The sequence below is a fragment of the Thermomonas carbonis genome (assembly GCF_014396975.1).
Taxonomy (GTDB): Bacteria; Pseudomonadota; Gammaproteobacteria; order Xanthomonadales; family Xanthomonadaceae; genus Thermomonas; species Thermomonas carbonis.
Genome location: NZ_CP060719.1, coordinates 1,841,499 through 1,862,910 on the forward strand (window position 1 = coordinate 1,841,499; position 21,412 = coordinate 1,862,910).

Consider the following 21,412-nt stretch of genomic DNA (forward strand, 5'->3'; position numbering starts at 1 on the left):
GTCTGCGGCTAGAAGTGCTAGCGCTTGGGCAGGACGATTGTTGCCTCCGACCTGATCTAGCCACGCCCGCAGCATGGTGGCGGCTGCAATCTCCTGGGAACCGGTTTGTGAGGGTTTCGGGCTGTTTGCGTCCATGGCGGCTCCCCAGGCTTGTCCTTCCCGCAGTCTGGAAGGAAAGCCGTCATGCGCCAAGGTTCGTTTCCCTCGTCCGATGCCTCATCGCAGGCAACCCGCCCCATGCTGGGCGTCCTCAAGGTCCCCTTCGGCCTGAAAGCCGGCCGGATGTGGAGCCCCAAACAGGTGGCCGCGGGCCGAGAGTGCGGCTGCGTCTGCCCGGCCTGCGAGGCACCCTTGGTGGCCAAGGCAGCCGATAGCACCTGTAGGCGCCCACATTTCGCCCACCTGACGATGACCGATTGCCGGGCCGGCTACGAGACCGCGCTCCACAGGAAGGCTAAGGAATTGCTTGCCGAGCATGCTGCCCTCCTGCTGCCTGCTTGGGACGGTGAGGCAGACATGCCCAATCCCCCACAGCTGCAGGACGACACGGGCCAATGGATGTCCGGGACGCGGGTGGAGTTCCCCAGCCGGACGGCTGGTTTGCGGAATATCCGGTTGGAGGAAGCGCAGGGCGACTACACCCCTGACGTGATCGCTGAAGACGAGGCGGGTGAGCTCTTGATCGAGATCCGGGTCAGCCACGCGGTCGATCCACTCAAGCGCCGACGCATTCAGTCTGAGGGCAAGCGCCTGATCGAAATCGACCTGTCGCGTCTGGACCCGGACGCTCTCCAAGACGACGTTCGGCTCGTTCAGGCGGTCCTGCATGCGCCAGAGAATCGTGTCTGGCTTGCGTGCCCTGAGGCCACCGACGCGTGGCGAGAGTCCTTCAGGGCCCTCAAGGCCCAGGTGGCCCAGCGAAATCTGGAGATTGCGCAGCTGCGGCAACGCCAAGAGGAAGCACAGAGGGCCCAAGCGCGTGCGGCCGATCACACCCAGGCGCAGCAGGCCGAGCGCTTGGCGCAACGAGAACGCTACCGGGCGCAGGAGCGCGCCCCATATCAAGAAGCCCTGGAGGATCTGCCGACACTGGTCTCGATCGCGCGTATCGAGACCTTACTCGCGGAGTACTTGGCTCGGGACGGGGAGGAGGCAGACCAGTTGATCGCCCAGATTCCGTCGCAGACGGTGCAGCAGGCAGTGCGCCACTACGGTACGCACGCCTGGCTCTACCAAGTCCATCCGCGCCTTTGGCAGGGCGCCTGTTACCACCGGTTCGTGCTCGGACAACCTGCGGGCAGCCAGTTCAACCAGCGAGAACTGGCGCGCTGGGTCATGCAGCGGTTTGGTCGGGACGAGGTGTTGTTCTCACTGTTCCGGGCGCAGTACAGCTTCCGGGATCGGGCGCGGAAGGCTGGTTTTCAGAAGCGGCGCATCTCGCATTGGGCGTTCACTGACCTCGAGAACCGGCAGGTTCCGGATTTCTACAAGCCCATCAATGCGTTCGTTGACCGGCTTGTCTACGCTGGTGCGTTGCAACCCGTGCCGGGACTTCTGGGTGAGATCCGCATCAACGATGCGATGTGACGCGGTTTCTCGCGTGGAGGCGCTTTGTGGAACGCCAATTCTCACGACAAGAGTTCTTCGATTTGATGTGGTCCAAGCCAATTAAGGACCTTGCGCCCGACTTTGGGATTTCAGACGTGGCCTTAGCCAAATTCTGCCGAAAGCACAGCGTCCCGCTGCCTGGGCGCGGCTATTGGGCCAAGCTGAAAGCCGGGAAGCCAGTGATGGCGTTTACGTTGCCGCCTCGGGGCCTTGGTCAGCACGAGACGATCAGCATTGGCCACGATGAATGGCGGCGGCGAGATGAGCAGGAAGCACGTCTGAGGGAGGAGGAGATTCCGCCACCGCCTGAGTTCCCCGAGACGCTGGTTGAACTCAGGCAGCGAGTTGCCAAGCTGGTAGGCAAGGTCACTTATTTGAAGGGTCTCGATCGCACTCATCGTGTAGTCGCAGCCTTACTAGAGGCAGACAAGGCCCGTATTGAGAAGCGAAGCGCTTCTTCATACCCCTCTATTTTCGACGAACCATTCTTTTCGTCTCCCTATGAGCGCCGCCGACTCAAGCTGTTGAATTCAATCTTTCTTGCCCTAGCGAAGTTGGACGTTTCAGCGTTTGCCCAAGGCAAGAACCCAAGTGATTTCGAGATCCGAGTTGGGGACTCCAGTCTGACGTTGCGGCTGGACGATCCAAAAATTAAGAAAGAGCGCGAGAGCTGGCGTCCTTCGTCGGATATTCGTCGTCCCGCCTCGGATCCATTACAAATGTCGATCTCCTGGCACCTGGAGAAAGTCGACGGTTTGCGCCTCCTGTGGAGTGATAGCAAGGAGGCGGCGATTGAGGGGTTCTTGCGGGAGATCGTTGTCGAACTAGTTGTTGCGGGGGACATGCAGATCAGAATGGCAGAGCTCCGTCACCACGCATGGCGCGTCCAGCGCAAAGCGGATCTGATTGAAGCCGCCAGGAAGCGCGAAGAAGAAGCCAGGCAAAAGGAAATTGCTCGTCTCCAGCGTCTTGAAAAAGCCAGGATTGATCAGCTATTTGAAGACGCGATATGCCTGCGTCTCTCTAATGATCTACGCGCGTATGTCGAGGCGGTCCAAGTAGCCAATACATCCTCTGAGACACCTGTTTCAGAGCAGGAGATGTCGCAATGGATTGTTTGGGCGCTGGCGCAAGCCGACCGGATTGACCCGGTTCGGACTCATTCGCTCTTGCGACAAGTCGTGGACACCGGTGAGGAGTCCGAGAAGGATGGCGCGCGGCCGCTCACCCAAGGCCAATCTGATCTTGAGCTAGCTAAATCGGCATGGCACCCAAACCGTTGGTACACCAGACTTCATCGATAGATGAGCTAGGGACAGCGACTGCCAACGGACCGAGCCTTGGACATGCGAACATTCAAGGACCTTTCCTTCACGTTCGATCTCCAACGATGAAATATCCCAAGACGGCCGCGACAGGGCATGCTGGCGAGTTTTTCTTTGCCTACCAAGTCGCCAAGGTTCTAGGCTGGCCGTGCCGCATTTTCGACATCGACATCGGTGTCGACGCGCAGGTGGAAGTCCTTAACGCCAAGTGCGAGAGCACCGGGAAGTTCGTTGCTTTTCAGATCAAGACCACGGCCATCGAGGGCGTGAAAGGACGATATGTCGACCCGGAGCAACTCGCCTACTGGAAGGGCCTAGAGCACCCGGTTTTCCTAGTGCTAGTCGATCTGGAAGACGAATCGATGTACTTGCACCGCATCGATCGCCGGAGACAATACCCCAAGACGAAGGGCGGTCTAGTCCACATAGCCTTCGACCGACAACGAAATCGCTTTGGACCGGACAGCGAAAGAGACTTCAGCGCGGCGGCGGATGAAGCGCAGCTTCAGGCTGTCGAAGTTCACCTCGATCGTGTTCGAACCTTTACCAAAGACATCGAGATCGAGCTGGCTCGCCAGGAGTCTGCACCGGACCCGAGGGGTCTGATCGAAGTCATGCGATGTCGGAGTGCGGCTCGCGAGCATGTGCTCCGCGCGGAAGCTTTGGTGCGCAATAGTGGTGTGGGCCTCGATTCGTATCAGCGGGTCGAACTAGCTTTCGAGCGAGCGCTTGGTTTGCTCCGGCACCGCATGTGCGACTGGAACATGGAGGAGGACTGGGATGGCGCGCGGGATGGCGATGGCGACATTCGTCGTTTCCTTGACGAAGGCGACACTGTCGATCCCGGCGACTGATACGCGTGGCGACAGCGGCGCTTGCTACCATCGCTTCGGAAGGGGCTTGACGATCGTCATCCTGTGTCGCTCGTCTTTAAGAACGAAACCGCCACGAATCAGATCGCGCAGGATGTGGTTCACCATCACGCGAGTGGCTCCCACTTGATTGGCGATTTCCAGCTGCGTGAGATGGCGCGGAACGCTCCTCTCTGTAGCTACTTCGATCGCCGATTCTTCCAGCAAGGCCGCGACGCGTTCGTAAACCCCATCAAGTGCTAGGCCACGTATTTTCCGCGTCGCGAGTCGAAGCCGAGAAATCAATTGCAATACGAGGCACTCAGCAAATTGGGGATGCGCGCGCATGAGCTCGCGTATCTGGTCGCCGTCGACGATAAGACACTCTGAAGGCGCAACCGCTTTGACCGAAGCAGATCGCGTGCCACCGTCCAAAAACATCTCACCTAATACTTCGCCAGGATCGAGCGTGTTGTACACGACTTCGCGGCCGTTCTCTTTGGTGGAATACACCTTGAGTCGCCCAGTGACTAGGACGTACAGCGTTTCGGAAGCGTCCCCCTCTTGAAATAAAACATCACCGGTCGCGAACTGATGCGTATCGCCGTTCGCAGCTAACTGCGCTAATAGCTCCGGCGGAAAGGAGATGGAATCCACATGATCCATGGTGTGGCACCTGCTCGAAGAGATTCATTTCATGAATAGGCTTAGCCCAAGTGAAGGCTCGTCATCGGTCGCCTTGCGGAGATGTAAACAATTGACGTTGCGGTAATGCGCAATCTACGTCATTAGGAAGAGCTGGGGCTCGAATCGATGCGCGAATCTTCGCGCCGAACGTCCGTGCACCAGAGCCAAGGGGTTGGCTTGGGGAACGAGCACGGTTTGGCAGTGTCATCACGCCGTAAACGGCGCTTTGTTGGATAGATCAGCTGAGGGCCTCGCTTTTCCCGAGGGTGACACTGGTGTGGAGCGTTCTCATCTCAATCTAAGGGATCGTCTTACGTTCGAATCCTTGGTGTGCTGAGGGCTAACGGTAGGAAGCCGAGATGACCAACTCAAATGCGTTGCTCGTAAAGGTTCGCGGCAATGGGCACAGCGTGACGCAGGCCTTGGCGGCTGGTGGGGATGGTTGGCAGGTCGAGCCGATCTTGTCGGTCCCTGCCCGGGATACGAACGGAAAGGCATTGGGCGCTGGTGGCACTGAGCCCTCTACGTGGCTGCGCGTGAATCGAGGCGGGGGCGCAGGGACGGCTTGGGACAAGGCGCACGCGTTAGTGGGTCCAACCAGTCCCTTGGCAGGCGCTATGGGGTTGCAGGAAATCGAGGCCGTAGAGCCCGATCTGGAGCAGCAATGGGAGTTCCAGGGTGACCAAGGGTCACGTGATGCCGCATTGGCGGCCGCGGACCGCTGCAGGTTCGAAACGCAAACCCGTGAAGGGGGCCGCGCGCTGGGCCAAGGTTTGGCGTGGCACTTAGGCGATGACTTCTCCGGGCTGCGGGCAGCCCGCCATCAGGTAGATGACAAGCAGCGGGTCATTCGCGTCGCCCACTTGGACACCGGATTCGACCCGCAGCATGTCATTCGGCCGAAGGGGCTCCGCCTCGACCTGCAGCGCAACTTCATGCGCGGCGAGCAAGCCAATGATGCGAGTGACCAAACCCCGCCGGGTATGGCGTGGAAGCGCAATCGTGGTCACGGCGCGGCCACGCTTGCACTGTTGGCCGGCGGTGGATTTCCAGCGACGCCACCTGATTGGTCGGGGTTTACGGGTGAGTTTGGAGGCGCGCCTGACGTCGAAGTGATCCCCATTCGGATCGCAGACTGGGTCGTGCGCTTCACGGTGGGCACGATGGTCCAAGGTTTCGACTATGCGCGTGCGAACGGTGCCCATGTCCTATCTATGAGCATGGGCGGGGTGTCGTCCCAGGCACTCACGGACGCTGTCAACTTGGCCTACGACGCCGGCATCGTGATGGTGACCGCCGCCGGCAACAATATTTCACGCAGGCCGACGCCCAAAACCGTCGTGTTCCCGGCCCGGTTTCGGCGCGTGCTGGCGGCCTGCGGCGTGATGGCCGATGGGCGGCCCTACACGGGCCTGGACGCCGGCACCATGCAAGGCAACTTTGGGCCAACAGAGAAAATGGCCACTGCGCTTGGGGCCTATACGCCTAATGTGCCGTGGGCCAAGATCGGGTGTGGCACCGTGGTGGACATGGATGGCGCCGGCACGTCGTCTGCGACACCGCAAATCGCCGCCGCCGCCGCCCTGTGGCTTGCCGAGCATTGGGAAACGGTGCGCCAGTACCCCCATGCGTGGATGCGGGTGGAGGCGGTACGCCAGGCGCTTTTTTCCACCGCGGGGAAGACGACAGGGCAGATGGGCCCGGAGCGCGTGTTTGAAACGCTCGGGCAAGGGACCGTACGCGCCCACGCTGCATTGGCCTTTCAGCCGCTTGCTAGCACACGCCTAGTCAGGGCCGCACCTGCCGAAGCCTCGTGGTCCTGGCTCAACGTGTTGTTCGGGCAAGGGGGCGTCAGCCTGACGCAGCGCTGGACGCCTCAGCAACGCGCGATGCTCGCGCTTGAACTCACGCAGATGGCGCAGCGGGCGCGGGAAGTCGATGACGCGATTGACGATCCCGATCGGCCGGCAGAAGACATTCCTCCGGCGGCACGGAACCGGTATCTAGAGGCTGCCTTGGCCGCAGGGAACCCGTCCAAGCCAGCAAGAGAATTTTTGGAATCGGTCTTGGGCAAATCCGGGCCGACAAGCGCGACTAAGGGCATCGTGCGTGCGCCGGTCAAACGCCGGACCCGCGCAGTTGTGCCACCCAATCGACGCTTGCGCGTGTATGCCCTCGATCCCAGCCTGGGTCGGCGATTGGAATCGTCGGCGCTGCGCGAAACCGTCCTGACCTTGCCTTGGGACGATGAGCCCCTCAACAAGGATCCACTCAGGCCTGGCCCGGTTGGGGAGTATCTGGAAGTCATCGATATCGATCCGGCCTCGGGGAAGATCTACGAGCCGGTCGATTTGAACGACCGCTTCTTGCTTGCGCAAGACGGGCTTCCGCCCTCCGAAGGGAACCCGCAGTTTCATCAGCAAATGATCTACGCGGTCGCGATGACCACAATCGGCCATTTTGAGCGTGCATTGGGCCGACCTGCCCTGTGGGCGCCGGACGGGGATAAGGAGACGCGGCGCTTACGCATCTACCCGCACGCCCTGCGCGAAGAGAACGCGTACTACAGCCCAGAAAAGCGGGCGCTGCTCTTTGGGTACTTCCCCGCACGTTCCGATCGAGGCGACAGCGTTGCGCCGGGCTCGATGGTGTTCACCTGCTTGTCCAGCGACATCATCGCTCATGAAATGAGCCATGCACTCCTGGACGGGCTGCATCGTCGCTTCGAGGAAGCATCTAATCCTGACGTCGTCGCGTTTCATGAAGCATTCGCAGACATCGTGGCGCTATTCCAACACTTCACGATCACGGAGTTGGTGCGCTTCGAGATCGGCAAGGCGCGTGGCGACCTGTCCGCTGCAAAGTTGCTCGGAGGCTTGGCGAAAGAATTCGGCGAGGGCGCAAATCGTCGCGGACCGCTGCGCGACTACGTGGGTACGGATATCACGCAACTTGATTACGAAACCACGACACAGCCTCATGCCCGCGGCTCGATCCTCGTCCATGCGATCTACGAAGCGTTTCTAAGTGTGGTTTCCAGGCGCACCGCGGATCTCGTGCGGATGGCGACGGGCGGGACGGGTGTACTGCCCGCTGGGGCATTGCACCCGGATCTCGTGGCGCGTTTATCCACCGAGACCTGCGCAACGGCGACCTATTTCCTGCAAATGTGTATTCGCGCGCTCGATTACTGCCCGCCGGTCGACATTACGTTTGGCGAGTTCCTGCGCGCAGTCATCACGGCTGATCGCGATCTGGCTACCAATGACGCCCACGGCTATCGCACGGCGATCCTTGAGGCCTTTGGCAGACGAGGCATCTTGCCGTCCGGCATTCGGACGGTCTCGGAGGAAACGCTCGCTTGGGGCACCTTTGAGGATTCAAGGCCTACGTACCTTCCAAAGCTGACCGCCGCTATCCGAATTCCTTGGGCCAAGGAGCTTGATCGCTCGGAAATCTTCAAACTCAGTCAACGGAATCGATGGGCACTTTGGACCGCGTTAGGAAAAGTATTTGCCGAACACCCCGAGGCGCTGAGGGAATTCGGGCTTGCCCCGAACATGCCGCGCTACAAGCGAGACGGGTCAGCCATGGGGGACCTCAAGCCCGGCAGCACGACCTTTGAAGTACATAACGTGCGCTTTGCGCGACGACTGGCACCGGACGGCTCATTCCGCACCGAGGTGATTGCGGTCATCACCCAGCGACAGCCGTTGTGGCGGGACCCCAAAGATCACAGCAAGGGATTCACCTGGTTCCGCGGGGGCGCCACGCTGATCTTGGATCCGCGCGAAGGCAAGGAAGAGATTCGGTACAGCATCATCAAAAACAGCGCGAGTACCTCGCGTCAAGCTCGGCAACACAAGATGGGCGAGCGCGGTTATCTGTCGCCCTTACGGAAACTATATTTCGGCGAAGACACCGCTGAGCCCTTTGCGCTGATCCATGCGGATCGGGGAGGCGAGCATGGCCACTAGGAAGACGGCAAAGCGTGCGAGCCCCAAGGCTCCAGCACAGGCCACGGTTCGCTTTTACTGCCAAGGCATTGGTGATAGTCATCTGCTGCGTTTTCAGAAGGCGGATGGCAAAGATTTCTGGATGCTGATCGATTGCGGCATCCACACCTCGGTCAAAGGCGGACCTCGCACGGTGGATGCCATCGTGGCCGATATTTCGTCAGCAACGGATCGCCTGGATGTGGTGGTGGGCACCCATGAGCATTGGGACCATCTTTCAGGCTTCTGGACGGCCCGCGAGGCCTTCAAGAACATCAAGGTGGACGAGGTTTGGGTCGGGTGGACGGAGAACCCTGAGGATGCCCAGGCGCAAGAGCTGGACAAGTTCAAAGGTAAAGCCCTCGCAGCCCTCCAAGGGGCACAAGACAAGCTCTCAAAGACTGATTCCAAGCACCTCGCCGCCGTGCGTGACGGGGTCAATGGACTCCTCGGATTCCATTTTGGGCTGGAGGGGCAGAAGGTCCGTGCATGTCGAGACGCGCTTGTGGGTATGGCGAGCAAGAAGGTCCGCTACCTTGCGCCGTCAAAGCGACCTCTAACGATTCCAGGGCTGCCAAACCTTCGGGTCTACGTGATGGGACCGCCACGCGACGAGGGCTATATCTCGATTCGAGAACGAAAGAGTGAGATGTACGGGCTCGGACAAGCGCTGGCCCGGGCCGAAAGCCTAATGGCCGCCATGCAGTCTGAAGATGGGGGGCGCAGGACTCATCCGCACCTTTTGAACCCAACATGGGTATTGAGCTAGAAGCCATGTTGAATGGTGCGGTAGACCTGGCTGACGAATCCATTCGACGAACACACACGCTACTGAAAGCGTCTTACCTGGATGAGGCTTACCGCCGGATCGATTACGACTGGCTAAGTGCCAGTGCAGAGTTGGCGCTTCAACTGGATGATCGGACAAACAACACGAGCCTGGTTCTGGCCTTTGAGTTTGTCGACACCGGTCGCGTCATGTTGTTTACCGCTGATGCTCAGGTCGGCAACTGGCTGAGCTGGCAGGACCTCTCCTGGACTGTCGACGGCGCGAAAGTCAGCGGCTCGGAGCTGCTCGGGCGGACCGTGCTGCTCAAAGTGGGTCATCACGGCAGCGAGAACGCGACGCTCAAGGAGAAAGGTCTGGAGCTCATGAACCACCCGGACTTCAGTGCCTTCATCCCGACCAATAAGGAGGACGCCACCAAGGTGAAATGGGGTGAGATGCCTTACGAGCCAATTCTGGAGGCTCTGGATGCGCGTGCGGGGAAGCGCGTTTTGCGCGCTGATGATCCGTGGGCGCAACACGCGACAGGCTCTCGTGCGCCGTTCAGAGCGCCCTCTGGGTCATTGAGGGCGATTCGCCGCAGTAATACGAAAGGCTTGTGGGTCGAGGTGGACGTTTCCTAGTGCACGAGGGCGCGTTACCGCGAGTCGGCGAAAAACTGGACAGTTTGACTCAATGAAACTCGGCAAAGACATCTAGAATAACTCTGAAAAATCTCAATTAGACAGCGAGGCTGATGCACGGTTGGCAAGACTAACCTTCGCGACTGACAAATCTTCCCCGAATATAAAATTTACATAAGTGGAAGGGGAATAAGTTAAAAGAGTTCTTATATCTGGGTCGGAAGTATCCTCAGCATGCCTCTGCGCGAGTAGGGGAGGTTCATGCGCGAAACTTTATTTGCCGGTCCTCTTCTAAACAGTCAAGCTCTTGGTTTCGCCTTCATGTTTTTTGCAGGCGGTCTAGCTAATTAGACTTTCTCAGTCTCTGGTTGCTTGTCTATCGACCCTATTAAAATCTGCATCGTGGCCACCACAGGTGGCGCAATTAGCGAATTTAATCACGAGGCCTGCTAATCCATCTGCTGGACAAGAAAAAATGATTAAGCTAAATCGCGGCGCAGCGCCTGTCATTCTATCCAGTGAAACCGCGGAGGAGGTAAGCGCCGACTTAAGAGACTTCTATTTAAAGCCATCCTTTGAAAGGTCTCAGTCGAAGTTCGCAAGTGGATTAATGTCAACGAGACTTTTCACTAAGATAAGGCCGATCCTGTACCGGCGCTTTGACAGAAAATGCGTCTATTGCGAAACAGTGATAGAGCGCCCTGATTTAGAGTTCTTTAGGCCGCGCGCAGTTTCCACCAACTTGGACGGCACCGTGGATAGCGACCACTACTGGTGGCTAACACTCGAATGGAGGAACTATCTTCAGGCGTGCTCAGTTTGTAATGCCCTCAAAGGAAACAGATTCCCAGTAAATGGGAAGCGCTGTCAGATCGAAGCAAAATTTGAGGAGGTAATACTTGAAGATGCCCTTCTGCTCGATCCTTGTATTGATGACCCTCAAGAATATCTGATCTTCCTAGAAGACGGGCGTGTCACGGGCAATCACGCTCGCGCCCAGGTCACAATTGACGTTCTTGGGTTAAACCGTAAGACACTAGTAGAGGCGAGGAGTCGAAGCCTCACCTCGTTCAAAATAATGTTGGATCTCTTTGGGCGAAAGAAAAGCAGAGAGGACAGCGTAAGAGCCATCACCGGCCGGGTTGCTTCGCATGCCGAGTTTGCAGCGATGCATCGGCAATTTGCCGCAGCCATTCACCGAGATCTTACCGACGCCGCCGCAGATGAAGTTACGCTATTCGATCTGCTGAATAGGCCGGCTCTGACAGGGCCGGGTTCTGACACTAGCGAACAAGCTCTGAAGCACGAAAGCTCAAAACTCGACAAGCGCACTAAGCGGGAAGAATCATTTTCTTTGAATGCTAATAATGTGTCCGAACGATATTACAGGAGATCTCAATACATAGAGAAGATAGAGGTTACAAATCTTCGTGGTATTAGAAATATAGAGTTGAAGCCCGAAATTGGGGAAAAAGGAGGCTCCTGGCTCGCCATTGTGGGTGAAAACGGGACCGGCAAGAGCTCGCTCTTGCAGATGCTCGCATGTGCCTTGAGCGGAAAACTCATCACGAGCAGAATGAAAATTGTGGCTTCCTCATATGTAAGCGAAGGCTGTGAAAGCTGCAGAGTAGCGGTTCATCTAACCGGCCTATCCGATCCTATAGTTTTGACGCTTGCATCAAGAGACAACTTAATAAATATTGAGCCCGCGAGCCCAAAGGTAATAGTTCTGGCATACGGAGCCACCCGATTGCTATCAAGGAATGGGAAGGGCTCAACTGACGGCGCGCGCCTGAATATCAGAAATATATTTGACCCATTTTCGCTACTTGCAGATGGACGCTCATGGCTGCTCGGCTTAGAGATCGCAGACTTCGACCGTGCATCGAAAGCACTTTCCGCATTGCTGCCGGTTTCGGACGGTGTAAGGTTAGTAAGAGTCGATGGAGAGGTCTATATACAGTCAGGGGGCCGAGCCGACTCGCTGTTCGAATTGAGTAGTGGTTACCAGGCGATACTCGGGTTAGCTCTCGATATTATGAGTTTCTTCAGAAGAAGTTGGGAGGATATGGAGTCGGCGGAAGGGATTGTACTTATCGATGAAATTGACGCACATTTGCATCCACGCTGGAAATTGAGGGTTGTAGGGAAGCTACGCGAAGTATTTCCCAGAATTCAGTTCATCGCCTCAACTCACGATCCACTTACATTACGTGGCTTGGAAGGGCACGAAGTCGCTGTGATACGACGCGACTTAAGTGGCACCTCTAGGCTTGTCGATCCGACGCCTAATTTTATATCTCCAAAGCACATGGGTGTAGAGCAGTTGCTAGCTTCGGAGTACTTCGGATTAAACTCTACAGAAGATACAGAAGTCGATCATATATACGAGCGCTACTATCAGCTGCTTGGAAAAAAAGATTTGCATCCTGATGAAGAGGAAGAACTCTCGAGCTATCGCTCAAGACTTGACCATAGAGGTCAATTTGGCGCCACTCCACGTGAAAGGATGATTTATGAGGCTGCTGACGAAATAATCGCAGATGGTAAACGACAAGAAGGAACTGTCGACAGGGCTGCTGCTAGGGAAAAGCTAAAGTCAGTGTGGCGAGAAGTGAGCCTCCAGTCCGCCAGTCAGAAAAAGGCTGGAGAATAAATATGATCAGATTGGTGCGAGGGGCGTGTCCTCAAAGCCTGTTCGGGGAGAGTTCTAAGGGTGGAAGAGAGGCTAAAGAGGCTGCGGCAGCATTCGCCGCTGGTATTAAATATGACTCATTCGTTGCATATAAGAGTAAAGATGTGGTGCATGCGCTTAGAGCTATGACAAATGGCAAATGTGCATATTGTGAATTTAACTATAGTCCTGGAGGACCGGAGGATGTTGAGCACTTCCGGCCTAAAGGAGCGATATTAACCCAGGCTGGCGTTAAACTCAGCGGTTACTATTGGCTTGCGGCAGTTTGGGAGAATTTGCTGCCTTCATGTATTGACTGTAATCGAGCGCGAACTCACGAGTTTGAAAACCAGGCCGAGGGTGTTTCGGGGAAAGCAAATAAATTCCCTATTAAGGACGAGCAACATCGTTGGGTCGATCCAGCAGTATCTGTGACCGAAGAGTGCTTGCTTCTGAACCCTTGTGAGGTAGACCCAAGCTTACACATTGAGTTTATTGAGAACGGACTCATACGCCCACGAACGGCTGCCAATAATCAAGAAAGTATTCTGGGCAGAACGACGATTGAGGTGCTTGGGCTGTCAAGGCGAGCGCTGGTTCAAGATAGAGCGTTCGTCGATAGAATGGTTCGTTCATTCATTGTCTCGGCGATAGAGGCGTGCGATAAAGAACTAATGACGACCGACGCGTCCGAGAAAGCAGGCTGGCATGCCCTAGCTGTTAGTTGGTTGACGGCTGCAAAGGCGTATCTTGAGCCTGAACGCCCGTACTTGGGCATGGTAAGGTCGATATTCAATGAGTATGGTATTACTATATAACCGAGTTAGTATAAGGGTGACTTGAAGTTTCTGAGTGTCATATAATGGACGCTCACCCAGAGCTGACCAACTTAGGGTCGTGATGCGAGCGTAAAACTCACCCGCCTGAAGTCGCATCCTTGAAAGGGCAGTGATTCCTGGCGCTTCCGCAGTAGCACCACTGCCGGTCGACGCCGCTCGGAACCCGAGCCAATGGAGACCTCCCGACACACCGACAAGTGACAACCTCCCTTGTTCCGTGGGGCAGTTCTCAACGCGCAGATCGGGTAAGTTTCACTTGCGCGTCAACAGCCTGCTTCTGATCTAAGGTGAAGGTCGACGACTTAGGCAGTCCCTGCGAGCACGCGGGTAACAGTCGCCGCGTCAAACCCTAGAAATGGGTTGGGCGTAGTGCCGCTCCATAGCGGGCTGAAATCGTCGACGCCTCGGGCTTCGGCCTCGGCCCTTAACGGATCCAGTGGCTGGGAGGTCCAGGGAAACGCCGGAGGCAGCGTCGACATCGCGCCCAAGTCGCGCATAAAGCGGTTCACGAGTCCGCGTGCGGGCGGCCGGTGAACAAATTGGTGATTTCCGAGGCTGGGGCGGGTTGCTGCAGCGCCGTGCGATGTATCTCCGTCGTCCTCGCCTCGGGACACAGCAAATACGCTGTACCTGGCTGAACGGCAACGGCGCCTGCAGCTAGCATCGCCAACACGTCCGCCCTGTTTCCGATGCCGCCAGCCGCGACGATCGGTACCGTGAGTGAACGTGATAGCCGCGCAACAAGGTCGGCTGTCGACAATTGCAGCGTCAGGTCGTGTGACAGGAAGTGGCCGCGGTGCCCACCCGCCTCGATGCCTTGGGCAATGACAACGTCCGCGCCATGGCGCTCGAGCCAAGCGCCCTCATCGACCGTCGTCGCCGAGGCCAGCACCGTTGCGCCCCAGGCCTTAATCCGATCGAGGTGGGCCGGTGCAGGAAGCCCGAAATGGAAACTCACGATGCGCGGACGGAACGCCTCGAGAAGATCAACCGTCGTAGCGTCGATCGTTCGCCGCGCTACGGCGGTGCTGGGCTCGGGCTGTTGGAGGCCAAGTTCCAGATAATAGGGTTCAAGCGTCTGGTGCCAGCGCATTACCTCGGCGGGCTCAGGTTCGGCCACCTGATGGCAGAAGAAGTTGAGATTGATGGGTCGCGCCAGCGTGGCGAAGCGTTGCAACGCCGCTTCAAGCCGAACTCCATCAAGCATGGCGCAGGGCATGGAACCCAGGCCGCCGGCCTCGGAAACGGCGATGGCGAGGGCCTCGTCCTGTACGCCGGACATTGGGGCCTGAATGACTGGAAGTTCGGCATCAAGCAGTAAAGGCGATCGGGCGCACGTGGCAAGCTCCTACAGCGCCTCATTAATGCTACGCCGATGTCCGCGCCCGACCAAAAGCGAACTCTCAGCTGTGGCAACTCAGTGCCTAACGCTCAGCCAAGGAGGTACATCGGCCCCTCGATAACTTGAGTCAGGCCTCGCGCACCGTCTCCCAGTCCAACCCGAATCGGGCCAGGTACTTGCGCAGTCGGTCGGCGTCGTTGGTGCTGGCACGCTGGCCGCGTGATACGGCGAACAGCTCGCGCCCGGCCTGCGACATCGACTTGCAGCGTGTGCAAAGCGCCACCACGTCCTCGAGCTGCACGCGGTCGAAGCGGTCAAGCGCGGCGTAGCGCTCGCCAAGTAGCGCTTCGAGCCGGCTCGGCGCAACGCCTCCCTGCCATTGCCGGCGTAGGCGGGCGATCTCCTCGTCGACCTGTGCAACCTGGATGCGCCCAGCCTCGGCGAGGGTGGCAAGGCGCTGCACCGAGGCACCGAGGTCGCGGAAGTTGCCGGCCCAGAGCGCCTCGGGACCCGCCGCAAACGTCACGTATCGGGCCCGCGCTTCGCGGTTGAACGCCACGCGCTGGTGCTGCTCGCGCGACCAGCGCTCGAGCTCGAAGTCGAGGTTGGGCTCGATGTCCTCGCGCCGCTCGGCGAGGCCGGGCAGCCGATACGTCCACAGGTTCAGGCGCGCCAGCAGGTCGTCGCGGAACCGGCCAGCGGCCACCGCGACGTCGAGGTCGCGGTTGGTGCCGGCAATGAGCTGGAAGTCGCTCTCGACCTCCTTGTCGCTGCCAACCGGCAGGAAGCGCTTCTCCTCGAGCGCCCGCAGCAGCATCGCCTGCTCATCCAGGCCCAGTTCGCCGATCTCGTCGAGGAACAGCAGGCCCCGGTGCGCTGAGCGCAGCAGACCCGGGCGGTCGCCGACGGCACCGGTATACGCGCCCTTGATGTGACCAAACAACGTGCTCATGGCGCCGTCGCCTCGCAGCGTGGCGCAGTTGACCTCGACGAAGCGGCCCGGCAACTGGTGTCGCGCTGCCTTCAGCTCGAACACGCGCCGCGCGAGCTGGCTCTTGCCGGCACCGGTCGGTCCCATGAGAAGCATCGGAGCGCGCGAGCGCGTGGCCACTGTCTCGATTTGCTCGATCATGCGGTTGAAGCCGGCATTGCGCGTGGCGATGCCGTTCTTGAGCAGCTCCCGGTCAGTGAGCTTGCGTTGCGCGAAGCGCTGCGCGATGCGGTCGTAGCGCGACAGGTCAAGGTCGATCACGGTGAAGCTGCCGGGATTGCCGCCGGCCTGCGTGCGGGGTGGAGATGTCTGCAGCAACTTCCCGGGGAAGTGCCGACTCTCGGTCAGCGCGAACCAACAGATCTGCGTGACGTGCGTGCCGGTGGTGATGTGGACGAAGTAGTCCTCCTCCTCCGGCTGGAAGGCGTAGTCGCGCAGGAAGTCGTGCAGCGCGGCGTACACACCCTCGAAATCCCATGGATCGGCGAGCGCGAGGTCGTGGCGACGCACCTGAGTCTCCGGCGAAACCTGAGCGAGGTCCGCGACTGCGACGTCGGCGTGCTTGCCGAACTTCGCCTCGTCGACGAGCAGCTCCATCCGGTCCACCTGCCAGTGCTCGTGCATGCCGAGCGCGACCGTCGGACGCCATTTTTCCCACCGGCCCGGGCCGGTGCCCGCGTCGATTTGGGTGCCGAACATGCCGAGGATCACCTGGCGGCGGGCCATATATCCATTTCGATAAAACGCGCGCGTCAAATATACATATCGCGGCAACGCCTGTCGCGGGGGAAATTTGGTATTCCTTTGTATATCAATGCGATAGGTGTGATGAGGCTGGGTTGGCACGATCGGTGCTCTATGGAAATCGTCCCCAACCACCGAGGAATGCCCAAATGGCCAACACGACTCTCTTCAGTTCCCTGCGCGGCGCGTTCGTGCCGAACGCCAGCGCCCGTAATGAAGCGGGTGGCCTGGCCTACGTTCGCACGCCGGAGTCGGCGCTCGCCCTCTACGCGGCGACCGGTTGCCTCAACGGCACCTTCTACGCGTCCGCTGCCGAACAGCTCGACAAGGCGCTCGCGTTGGCCGCGCAGTGCGACCCCGCGTTCGTGGCCCGCACGGCCGTGTACGCCCGCCAGGTCGCGCACATGAAGGACATGCCTGCGCTGTTGCTGGCGACGCTGAGCACCCGCGACCGCGAGTTGCTTGCGAAGGCCTTCCCGCTCGTGGTCGATAACGGCCGCATGCTGCGCAACTTTGTGCAGATCGTCCGCAGCGGCGTCGTGGGCCGCAAGTCCTTGGGCTCGCTGCCCAAGCGCTTGGTCCGCCAGTGGCTGGAGCGAGCGTCCGTCGACGCGATCGTGCAGGCGGCGATCGGCAACCAGCCGTCGCTGGCCGACGTGATTCGCATGGTCCACCCGAAGCCGGTGGACCCCGCGCGCCAGGCGCTGTATGCCTGGGTCGTGGGCAAGCCGTTCGACATAGAGGCGCTGCCGGCCAAGCTGCAGGCGTACGAGGCGTTCAAGCGCGTGCCGGTCGGCCAGCTGCCGGACCTGCCGTTCCAGTACTACACCTCGCTGCGCCTGTCGGCGAAGCAGTGGCGCGTGCTGGCCCGCAACGCCTCGTGGCAGACGTTGCGCCAGAACCTCAACACGTTCGCCCGCAACGACGTGTTCACGGACGGCGAGACGGTAAAGGCGCTGGCGGCGACGCTACGCGACCCGGCAAAAATCGCCAAGGCGCGCGTGTTCCCGTACCAGTTGATGATGGCGTACACGGCTTCGGGTGGGGGCGACGTGCCGACGGCAATCCGCGAGGCCCTGCAAGACGCGATGGAAGTCGCGACTCGCCAGGTGCCGAAGCTGGATGGTCGCGTCGTGGTCGCGGTCGACGTGTCGGGCTCGATGGGCTCGCCGGTGACAGGCCATCGCAAGGGGGCCACCACGTCGGTGCGTTGCGTCGATGTCGCGGCCCTCGTGGCGGCGTGCGTCCAGCGCAGCAACCCGGACGCCCGCGTGCTGCCCTTCGACACCGACGTGCGCCCGCTGCAGCTCAACCCGCGCGACAGCGTGATGACGCAGGCGAAGCAGCTCGCGTCGTTGTGCGGCGGCGGCACCTCGATCAGCTCGCCGCTGGCGCGCTTGAACCGCGAGGGCGCCATCGTTGACCTGCTGGTGATCGTGTCCGACAACGAGAGCTGGGCCGACACCCGTGCGGGCGGCGCGACCGAGACGATGCGCCAGTGGGCGCAGATCAAGGCGCGCTGCCCGCAGGCGAAGCTGGTCTGCATCGACCTGCAGCCGGTGGCGACGAGTCAGGTGGTCGAGCGCGATGACGTGATCCATGTCGGCGGCTTCAGCGACGCTGTGTTCGACTTGCTCGCGGTGTTCGCGGCGCAGGGCGCCAATAGCCCGCGCTGGGTCGACAAGATCAGTTCGATTGAGCTGTAGCCAACAGGAGAATGCCCGTCCGCAATGGGGTGGACGGGCTTTAGGAGGAAGGCTTCATCCCGAATTCAAATGACGTTGGCGGTACGCGAATGCCGCCGGAACTACATCACTCTTAATGACCAGGTCGCGGGTTCGAATCCCGTCCGCCCCATTCGACGGGGCGGTAGCTCAGCGGTAGAGCAGGATGTTCCGGCAACTTTCGTCGCGTAGCGGCAACGGCAAGCGCGGTAACCGGCGTCGCCGCCGAATGCCGATGGAACTACAGAATCGCCAGGTCGCGGGTTCGATTCCCGCCCGTCGCGAGACGGTAGCTCAGCGGTTAGAGCAGACGACAATGTTCCATCACCTTCGTCGGCAGCGGCACCGGACTAATTCAACTGCAACAGGAGTCATACCGTTTCGCCGCGTCGGACACGAATGCCGACAGGAACTACACCTTTTGACGGTCGAGGTCGCGGGTTCGAGTCCCGCCCGCCCAGCCATGTGGGGCGGTAGCTCAGCAGGCAGAGCGCGAAAAATACGTTCCTTCACTTTCGTCGTGCCCGGCACGGTTTCTTTTCAAGCGGTGAATGCCGTCGGAACTACACTGGTTCCCCCGCAAGGGGTTGGGTTCAAGTCCCACTGTCGCAAGGCAGAGCGTTCCGACACTCTCGTCACCGCCCTTTTTGCCCGATTCGGCGCAGTTGGGCGCAGGAGCCGGCGGATGCCGGCCCGACTACAGTCAATTGTCCGGCCTCAACCTGGCCGCCGGCTTCTGCGCCCAGCATCGCTTCAACATGAGAATTATCAAATGAGCCAGCAGAGTTACGACGTCATCAACGAGCCGGGCGCCGCGCCGATCAAGCTGTGGACCCGTGGCGTGCCTTTGGAGGACGAGGCGCGCAAGCAGCTCGTCAACATCGCCAAGCTGCCCTTCATCTACAAGTGGCTGTCGGTAATGCCCGACGTGCACCTCGGCAAGGGCGCGACCGTGGGCTCGGTTGTGCCGACCATCGGCGCGATCGTGCCGGCCGCGGTCGGTGTCGACATCGGCTGCGGGATGATCGCGGCGCGTACCACGCTGGTCGCGTCCGACCTGCCTGACAATCTCGCCCCGCTGCGCAGTGCCATCGAGCAGGCCGTGCCGCATGGCCGCACCGCCGGTCCCCGTGACAAGGGCGCCTGGGAGAATCCGCCGGCGCTAGCGATTGAGGGCTGGGCGCAGCTCGAGCGCGACTTCGAGCGCATCAAGGCCAGCCACCCGAAGCTCGCGAAGACGAACAACCTCGTCCATCTTGGGACGCTCGGTACGGGCAATCATTTCGTCGAGGTGTGCCTGGATGAGGAGGAGCGCGTGTGGTTCATGCTGCACTCTGGCTCGCGCGGCGTCGGCAATGCGATCGGCATGCACTTCATCGAGTTGGCCAAGCAGGACATGCGCCGCTGGATGATCAACCTGCCGGACCAGGACCTGGCCTATCTGCCGGAAGGCAGCGAGCACTACGAGGATTACGTATTTGCGGTCGATTGGGCGCAGCGCTACGCACGCATCAACCGCGAGATCATGATGAAGCACGTGGTCGAGGGTGCGCGCAAGGTGATCACGAAGCCGTTCGAGGCCCAGGCCGAGGCGGTGAATTGTCATCACAACTATGTGCAGCGCGAGCACCACTTCGGAAAGGACGTCTTCATCACCCGCAAGGGCGCGGTGAGCGCGCGCAAGGGCGAGCTCGGCATTATCCCCGGCAGCATGGGCGCCAAGAGTTTCATCGTGCGCGGCCTAGGGAATCCGGACAGCTTCAACAGCTGCAGCCACGGCGCCGGTCGCGTCATGAGCCGCACGCAGGCCAAAAAGTTGATCAGCGTCGAGGACCACGCGAAGGCGACCGCGCACGTCGAGTGCCGCAAGGATGCGGACGTTGTCGACGAGTCGCCCGCCGCGTACAAGCCGATCGAGGCGGTGATGGCGGCGCAGAGCGACTTGGTGGAGATCGTGCATACGCTCCGCCAGGTAGTTTGTGTGAAAGGCTGAAATCGACGCGGCAAATGCCGCAAATACGTTTTTTGGAGTTGCAGATAGATGGAGATGCTCGAACTTGATGGTGCCCCAGGCGGCGGCCAGCTGCTGCGCAGCGCGCTGTCGCTTTCGCTGTGCACGGGCATCGGCTTCACGTTGCAGGACATCCGCGCGAAGCGCTCGAAGCCGGGGCTGATGCGTCAGCACCTGACGGCCGTGAACGCGGCTGCGCAGGTCGGCGGCGCGCGCGTGCACGGCGCCGAGCTAGGCGCAACGTGGTTGCGCTTCGAGCCTGGCGCCATCCGCGGCGGCGATTACTCGTTCGCGACGGGCAGCGCCGGATCCTGCACGCTCGTTCTGCAGACGATACTGCCGGCGCTGTGGCGCGCGGACGCGCCGTCGCGCGTGCGCCTGGAGGGCGGCACCCATAACCCGCTCGCTCCGAGCGTGGATTTCCTCGCAGACAGCTTCGTGCCGCGCCTGCGCGACTTCGGCATCGAGGTCGGTCTCGCGCTTGAGAGCCCCGGCTTCTATCCGGCCGGGGGCGGCGTGCTGCACGCGACCGTGCAACCCGCCGGTGAGCTCCGCGCGTGCGCGTTCGAGGCGCGCGGGGAGCTCGAGCGCATGGATGGCACCGCGCTGTTGTCGGGACTCTCTTCGGACATCGGCCTGCGCGAACTCGCCGTGCTGCAGGCCCGCTTCGGCCTTGGCGAGGACGCGCGCCACTTGCGCCAGGTGCGACCCTCCCGCGGCCCGGGCAACGCACTCATGCTGCGCGTGCGCCACGCGGCCCACGGGACGACGTTTACCGGGTTCGGCGAGCGCGGCAAGAGCGCCGAGGCGGTCGCCACGGGCGTGGCCGACGAGGCTCAGACGTACCTCGCGTCCGGCGCCTGCATCGACGAGCACCTCGGCGACCAACTGCTGCTGCCGATGGCACTGGCCGGGAAGGGTAGTTTCACCACGACCGCGCCGAGCGACCACCTGCGAAGTAACGCGGCACTGATCGAGAAATTCCTGCCGGTGGAGATCTCGTGGGACCAACAGGACGAGACAACGTGGCGCGTGATAGTAGAAGAATGACGCATTTACACTCAAGACGGCTGCAACAAAGGATCTCGATGTTCGCCGTGTGTAGGGCGGTCTAGATTTTCCGTGCTGCCGATCGGAGTTAGCAAGCCACTGAGGGCGCCATGAAATTGAAGTACCTTCGTCCAATCGCCTTAGCTGCGACGTTTACTAGC

The 21,412-nt window shown here is 60.1% G+C and carries 14 protein-coding genes; 11 read left to right on the plus strand and 3 right to left on the minus strand.

Going from position 1 to position 21,412, the window contains the following annotated elements:
* The first annotated feature begins 183 nt into the window (after positions 1 to 183).
* The 3 genes from H9L16_RS08445 (at position 184) to H9L16_RS08455 (ending at position 3,787) form a co-directional block, all read left to right on the plus strand.
* Positions 184 to 1,587, plus strand: coding sequence for a competence protein CoiA family protein (locus H9L16_RS08445; protein ID WP_187551299.1), 1,404 nt, complete (start codon positions 184 to 186; stop codon positions 1,585 to 1,587).
* A gap of 26 nt (positions 1,588 to 1,613) precedes the next feature.
* Positions 1,614 to 2,912, plus strand: a complete 1,299-nt coding sequence (locus H9L16_RS08450) for a hypothetical protein (protein WP_187551300.1) — start codon at positions 1,614 to 1,616, stop codon at positions 2,910 to 2,912.
* Between the two features lie 86 nt (positions 2,913 to 2,998).
* Entirely contained in the window at positions 2,999 to 3,787 is a 789-nt protein-coding gene (locus H9L16_RS08455) for a DUF4365 domain-containing protein (RefSeq protein ID WP_187551301.1), read from the plus strand.
* Positions 3,788 to 3,811: 24 nt separating this feature from the next.
* On the opposite strand, the gene H9L16_RS08460 is transcribed toward H9L16_RS08455, so the two are convergent.
* On the minus strand, positions 3,812 to 4,450 hold the full coding sequence (locus H9L16_RS08460; protein WP_187551302.1) for a Crp/Fnr family transcriptional regulator: 639 nt from the start codon (positions 4,448 to 4,450) through the stop codon (positions 3,812 to 3,814).
* Between the two features lie 380 nt (positions 4,451 to 4,830).
* Between H9L16_RS08460 and H9L16_RS08465 the strand changes: the two genes are divergently transcribed.
* The 5 genes from H9L16_RS08465 to H9L16_RS08485 all read left to right on the plus strand — a co-directional run bounded on the left by H9L16_RS08465 (position 4,831) and on the right by H9L16_RS08485 (position 13,368).
* Positions 4,831 to 8,448, plus strand: coding sequence for a S8 family serine peptidase (locus H9L16_RS08465; protein WP_187551303.1), 3,618 nt, complete (start codon positions 4,831 to 4,833; stop codon positions 8,446 to 8,448).
* On the plus strand, positions 8,438 to 9,235 hold the full coding sequence (locus tag H9L16_RS08470; RefSeq protein WP_187551304.1) for an MBL fold metallo-hydrolase: 798 nt from the start codon (positions 8,438 to 8,440) through the stop codon (positions 9,233 to 9,235). Before H9L16_RS08465 ends, H9L16_RS08470 begins: the two co-directional genes overlap by 11 nt.
* A complete protein-coding gene (locus tag H9L16_RS08475) occupies positions 9,220 to 9,876 on the plus strand; it encodes a ComEC/Rec2 family competence protein (RefSeq protein ID WP_187551305.1) in 657 nt (218 codons plus the stop codon). The genes H9L16_RS08470 and H9L16_RS08475 overlap by 16 nt, the downstream gene beginning before the upstream one ends.
* Positions 9,877 to 10,351: 475 nt before the next feature.
* A complete protein-coding gene (locus tag H9L16_RS08480; protein WP_187551306.1) occupies positions 10,352 to 12,532 on the plus strand; it encodes an AAA family ATPase in 2,181 nt (726 codons plus the stop codon).
* Positions 12,533 to 12,534: 2 nt separating this feature from the next.
* Positions 12,535 to 13,368, plus strand: coding sequence for an HNH endonuclease family protein (locus tag H9L16_RS08485; RefSeq protein ID WP_187551307.1), 834 nt, complete (start codon positions 12,535 to 12,537; stop codon positions 13,366 to 13,368).
* A 526-nt stretch (positions 13,369 to 13,894) separates the two neighbouring features.
* Here H9L16_RS08485 and H9L16_RS08490 read toward each other — a convergent pair.
* Complete coding sequence (locus H9L16_RS08490; protein WP_187551308.1) at positions 13,895 to 14,671, minus strand: NAD(P)H-dependent flavin oxidoreductase; 777 nt, start codon at positions 14,669 to 14,671, stop codon at positions 13,895 to 13,897.
* 187 nt (positions 14,672 to 14,858) lie between these two features.
* Positions 14,859 to 16,448, minus strand: coding sequence for an RNA repair transcriptional activator RtcR (rtcR, locus tag H9L16_RS08495; protein ID WP_187551309.1), 1,590 nt, complete (start codon positions 16,446 to 16,448; stop codon positions 14,859 to 14,861).
* A 167-nt stretch (positions 16,449 to 16,615) separates the two neighbouring features.
* Between rtcR and H9L16_RS08500 the strand changes: the two genes are divergently transcribed.
* The 3 genes from H9L16_RS08500 to rtcA all read left to right on the plus strand — a co-directional run bounded on the left by H9L16_RS08500 (position 16,616) and on the right by rtcA (position 21,251).
* Positions 16,616 to 18,172 carry a vWA domain-containing protein gene (locus tag H9L16_RS08500; RefSeq protein WP_187551310.1) on the plus strand — a complete coding sequence of 519 codons (1,557 nt, stop codon included), beginning with the start codon at positions 16,616 to 16,618 and terminating at the stop codon, positions 18,170 to 18,172.
* Between the two features lie 790 nt (positions 18,173 to 18,962).
* The gene (locus H9L16_RS08505; RefSeq protein ID WP_187551311.1) at positions 18,963 to 20,183 is read left to right on the plus strand and encodes an RtcB family protein; all 1,221 of its coding nucleotides are present in this window, start codon (positions 18,963 to 18,965) and stop codon (positions 20,181 to 20,183) included.
* Between the two features lie 48 nt (positions 20,184 to 20,231).
* Positions 20,232 to 21,251, plus strand: a complete 1,020-nt coding sequence (gene rtcA / locus H9L16_RS08510; RefSeq protein WP_187551312.1) for an RNA 3'-terminal phosphate cyclase — start codon at positions 20,232 to 20,234, stop codon at positions 21,249 to 21,251.
* Positions 21,252 to 21,412: the final 161 nt, after the last annotated feature.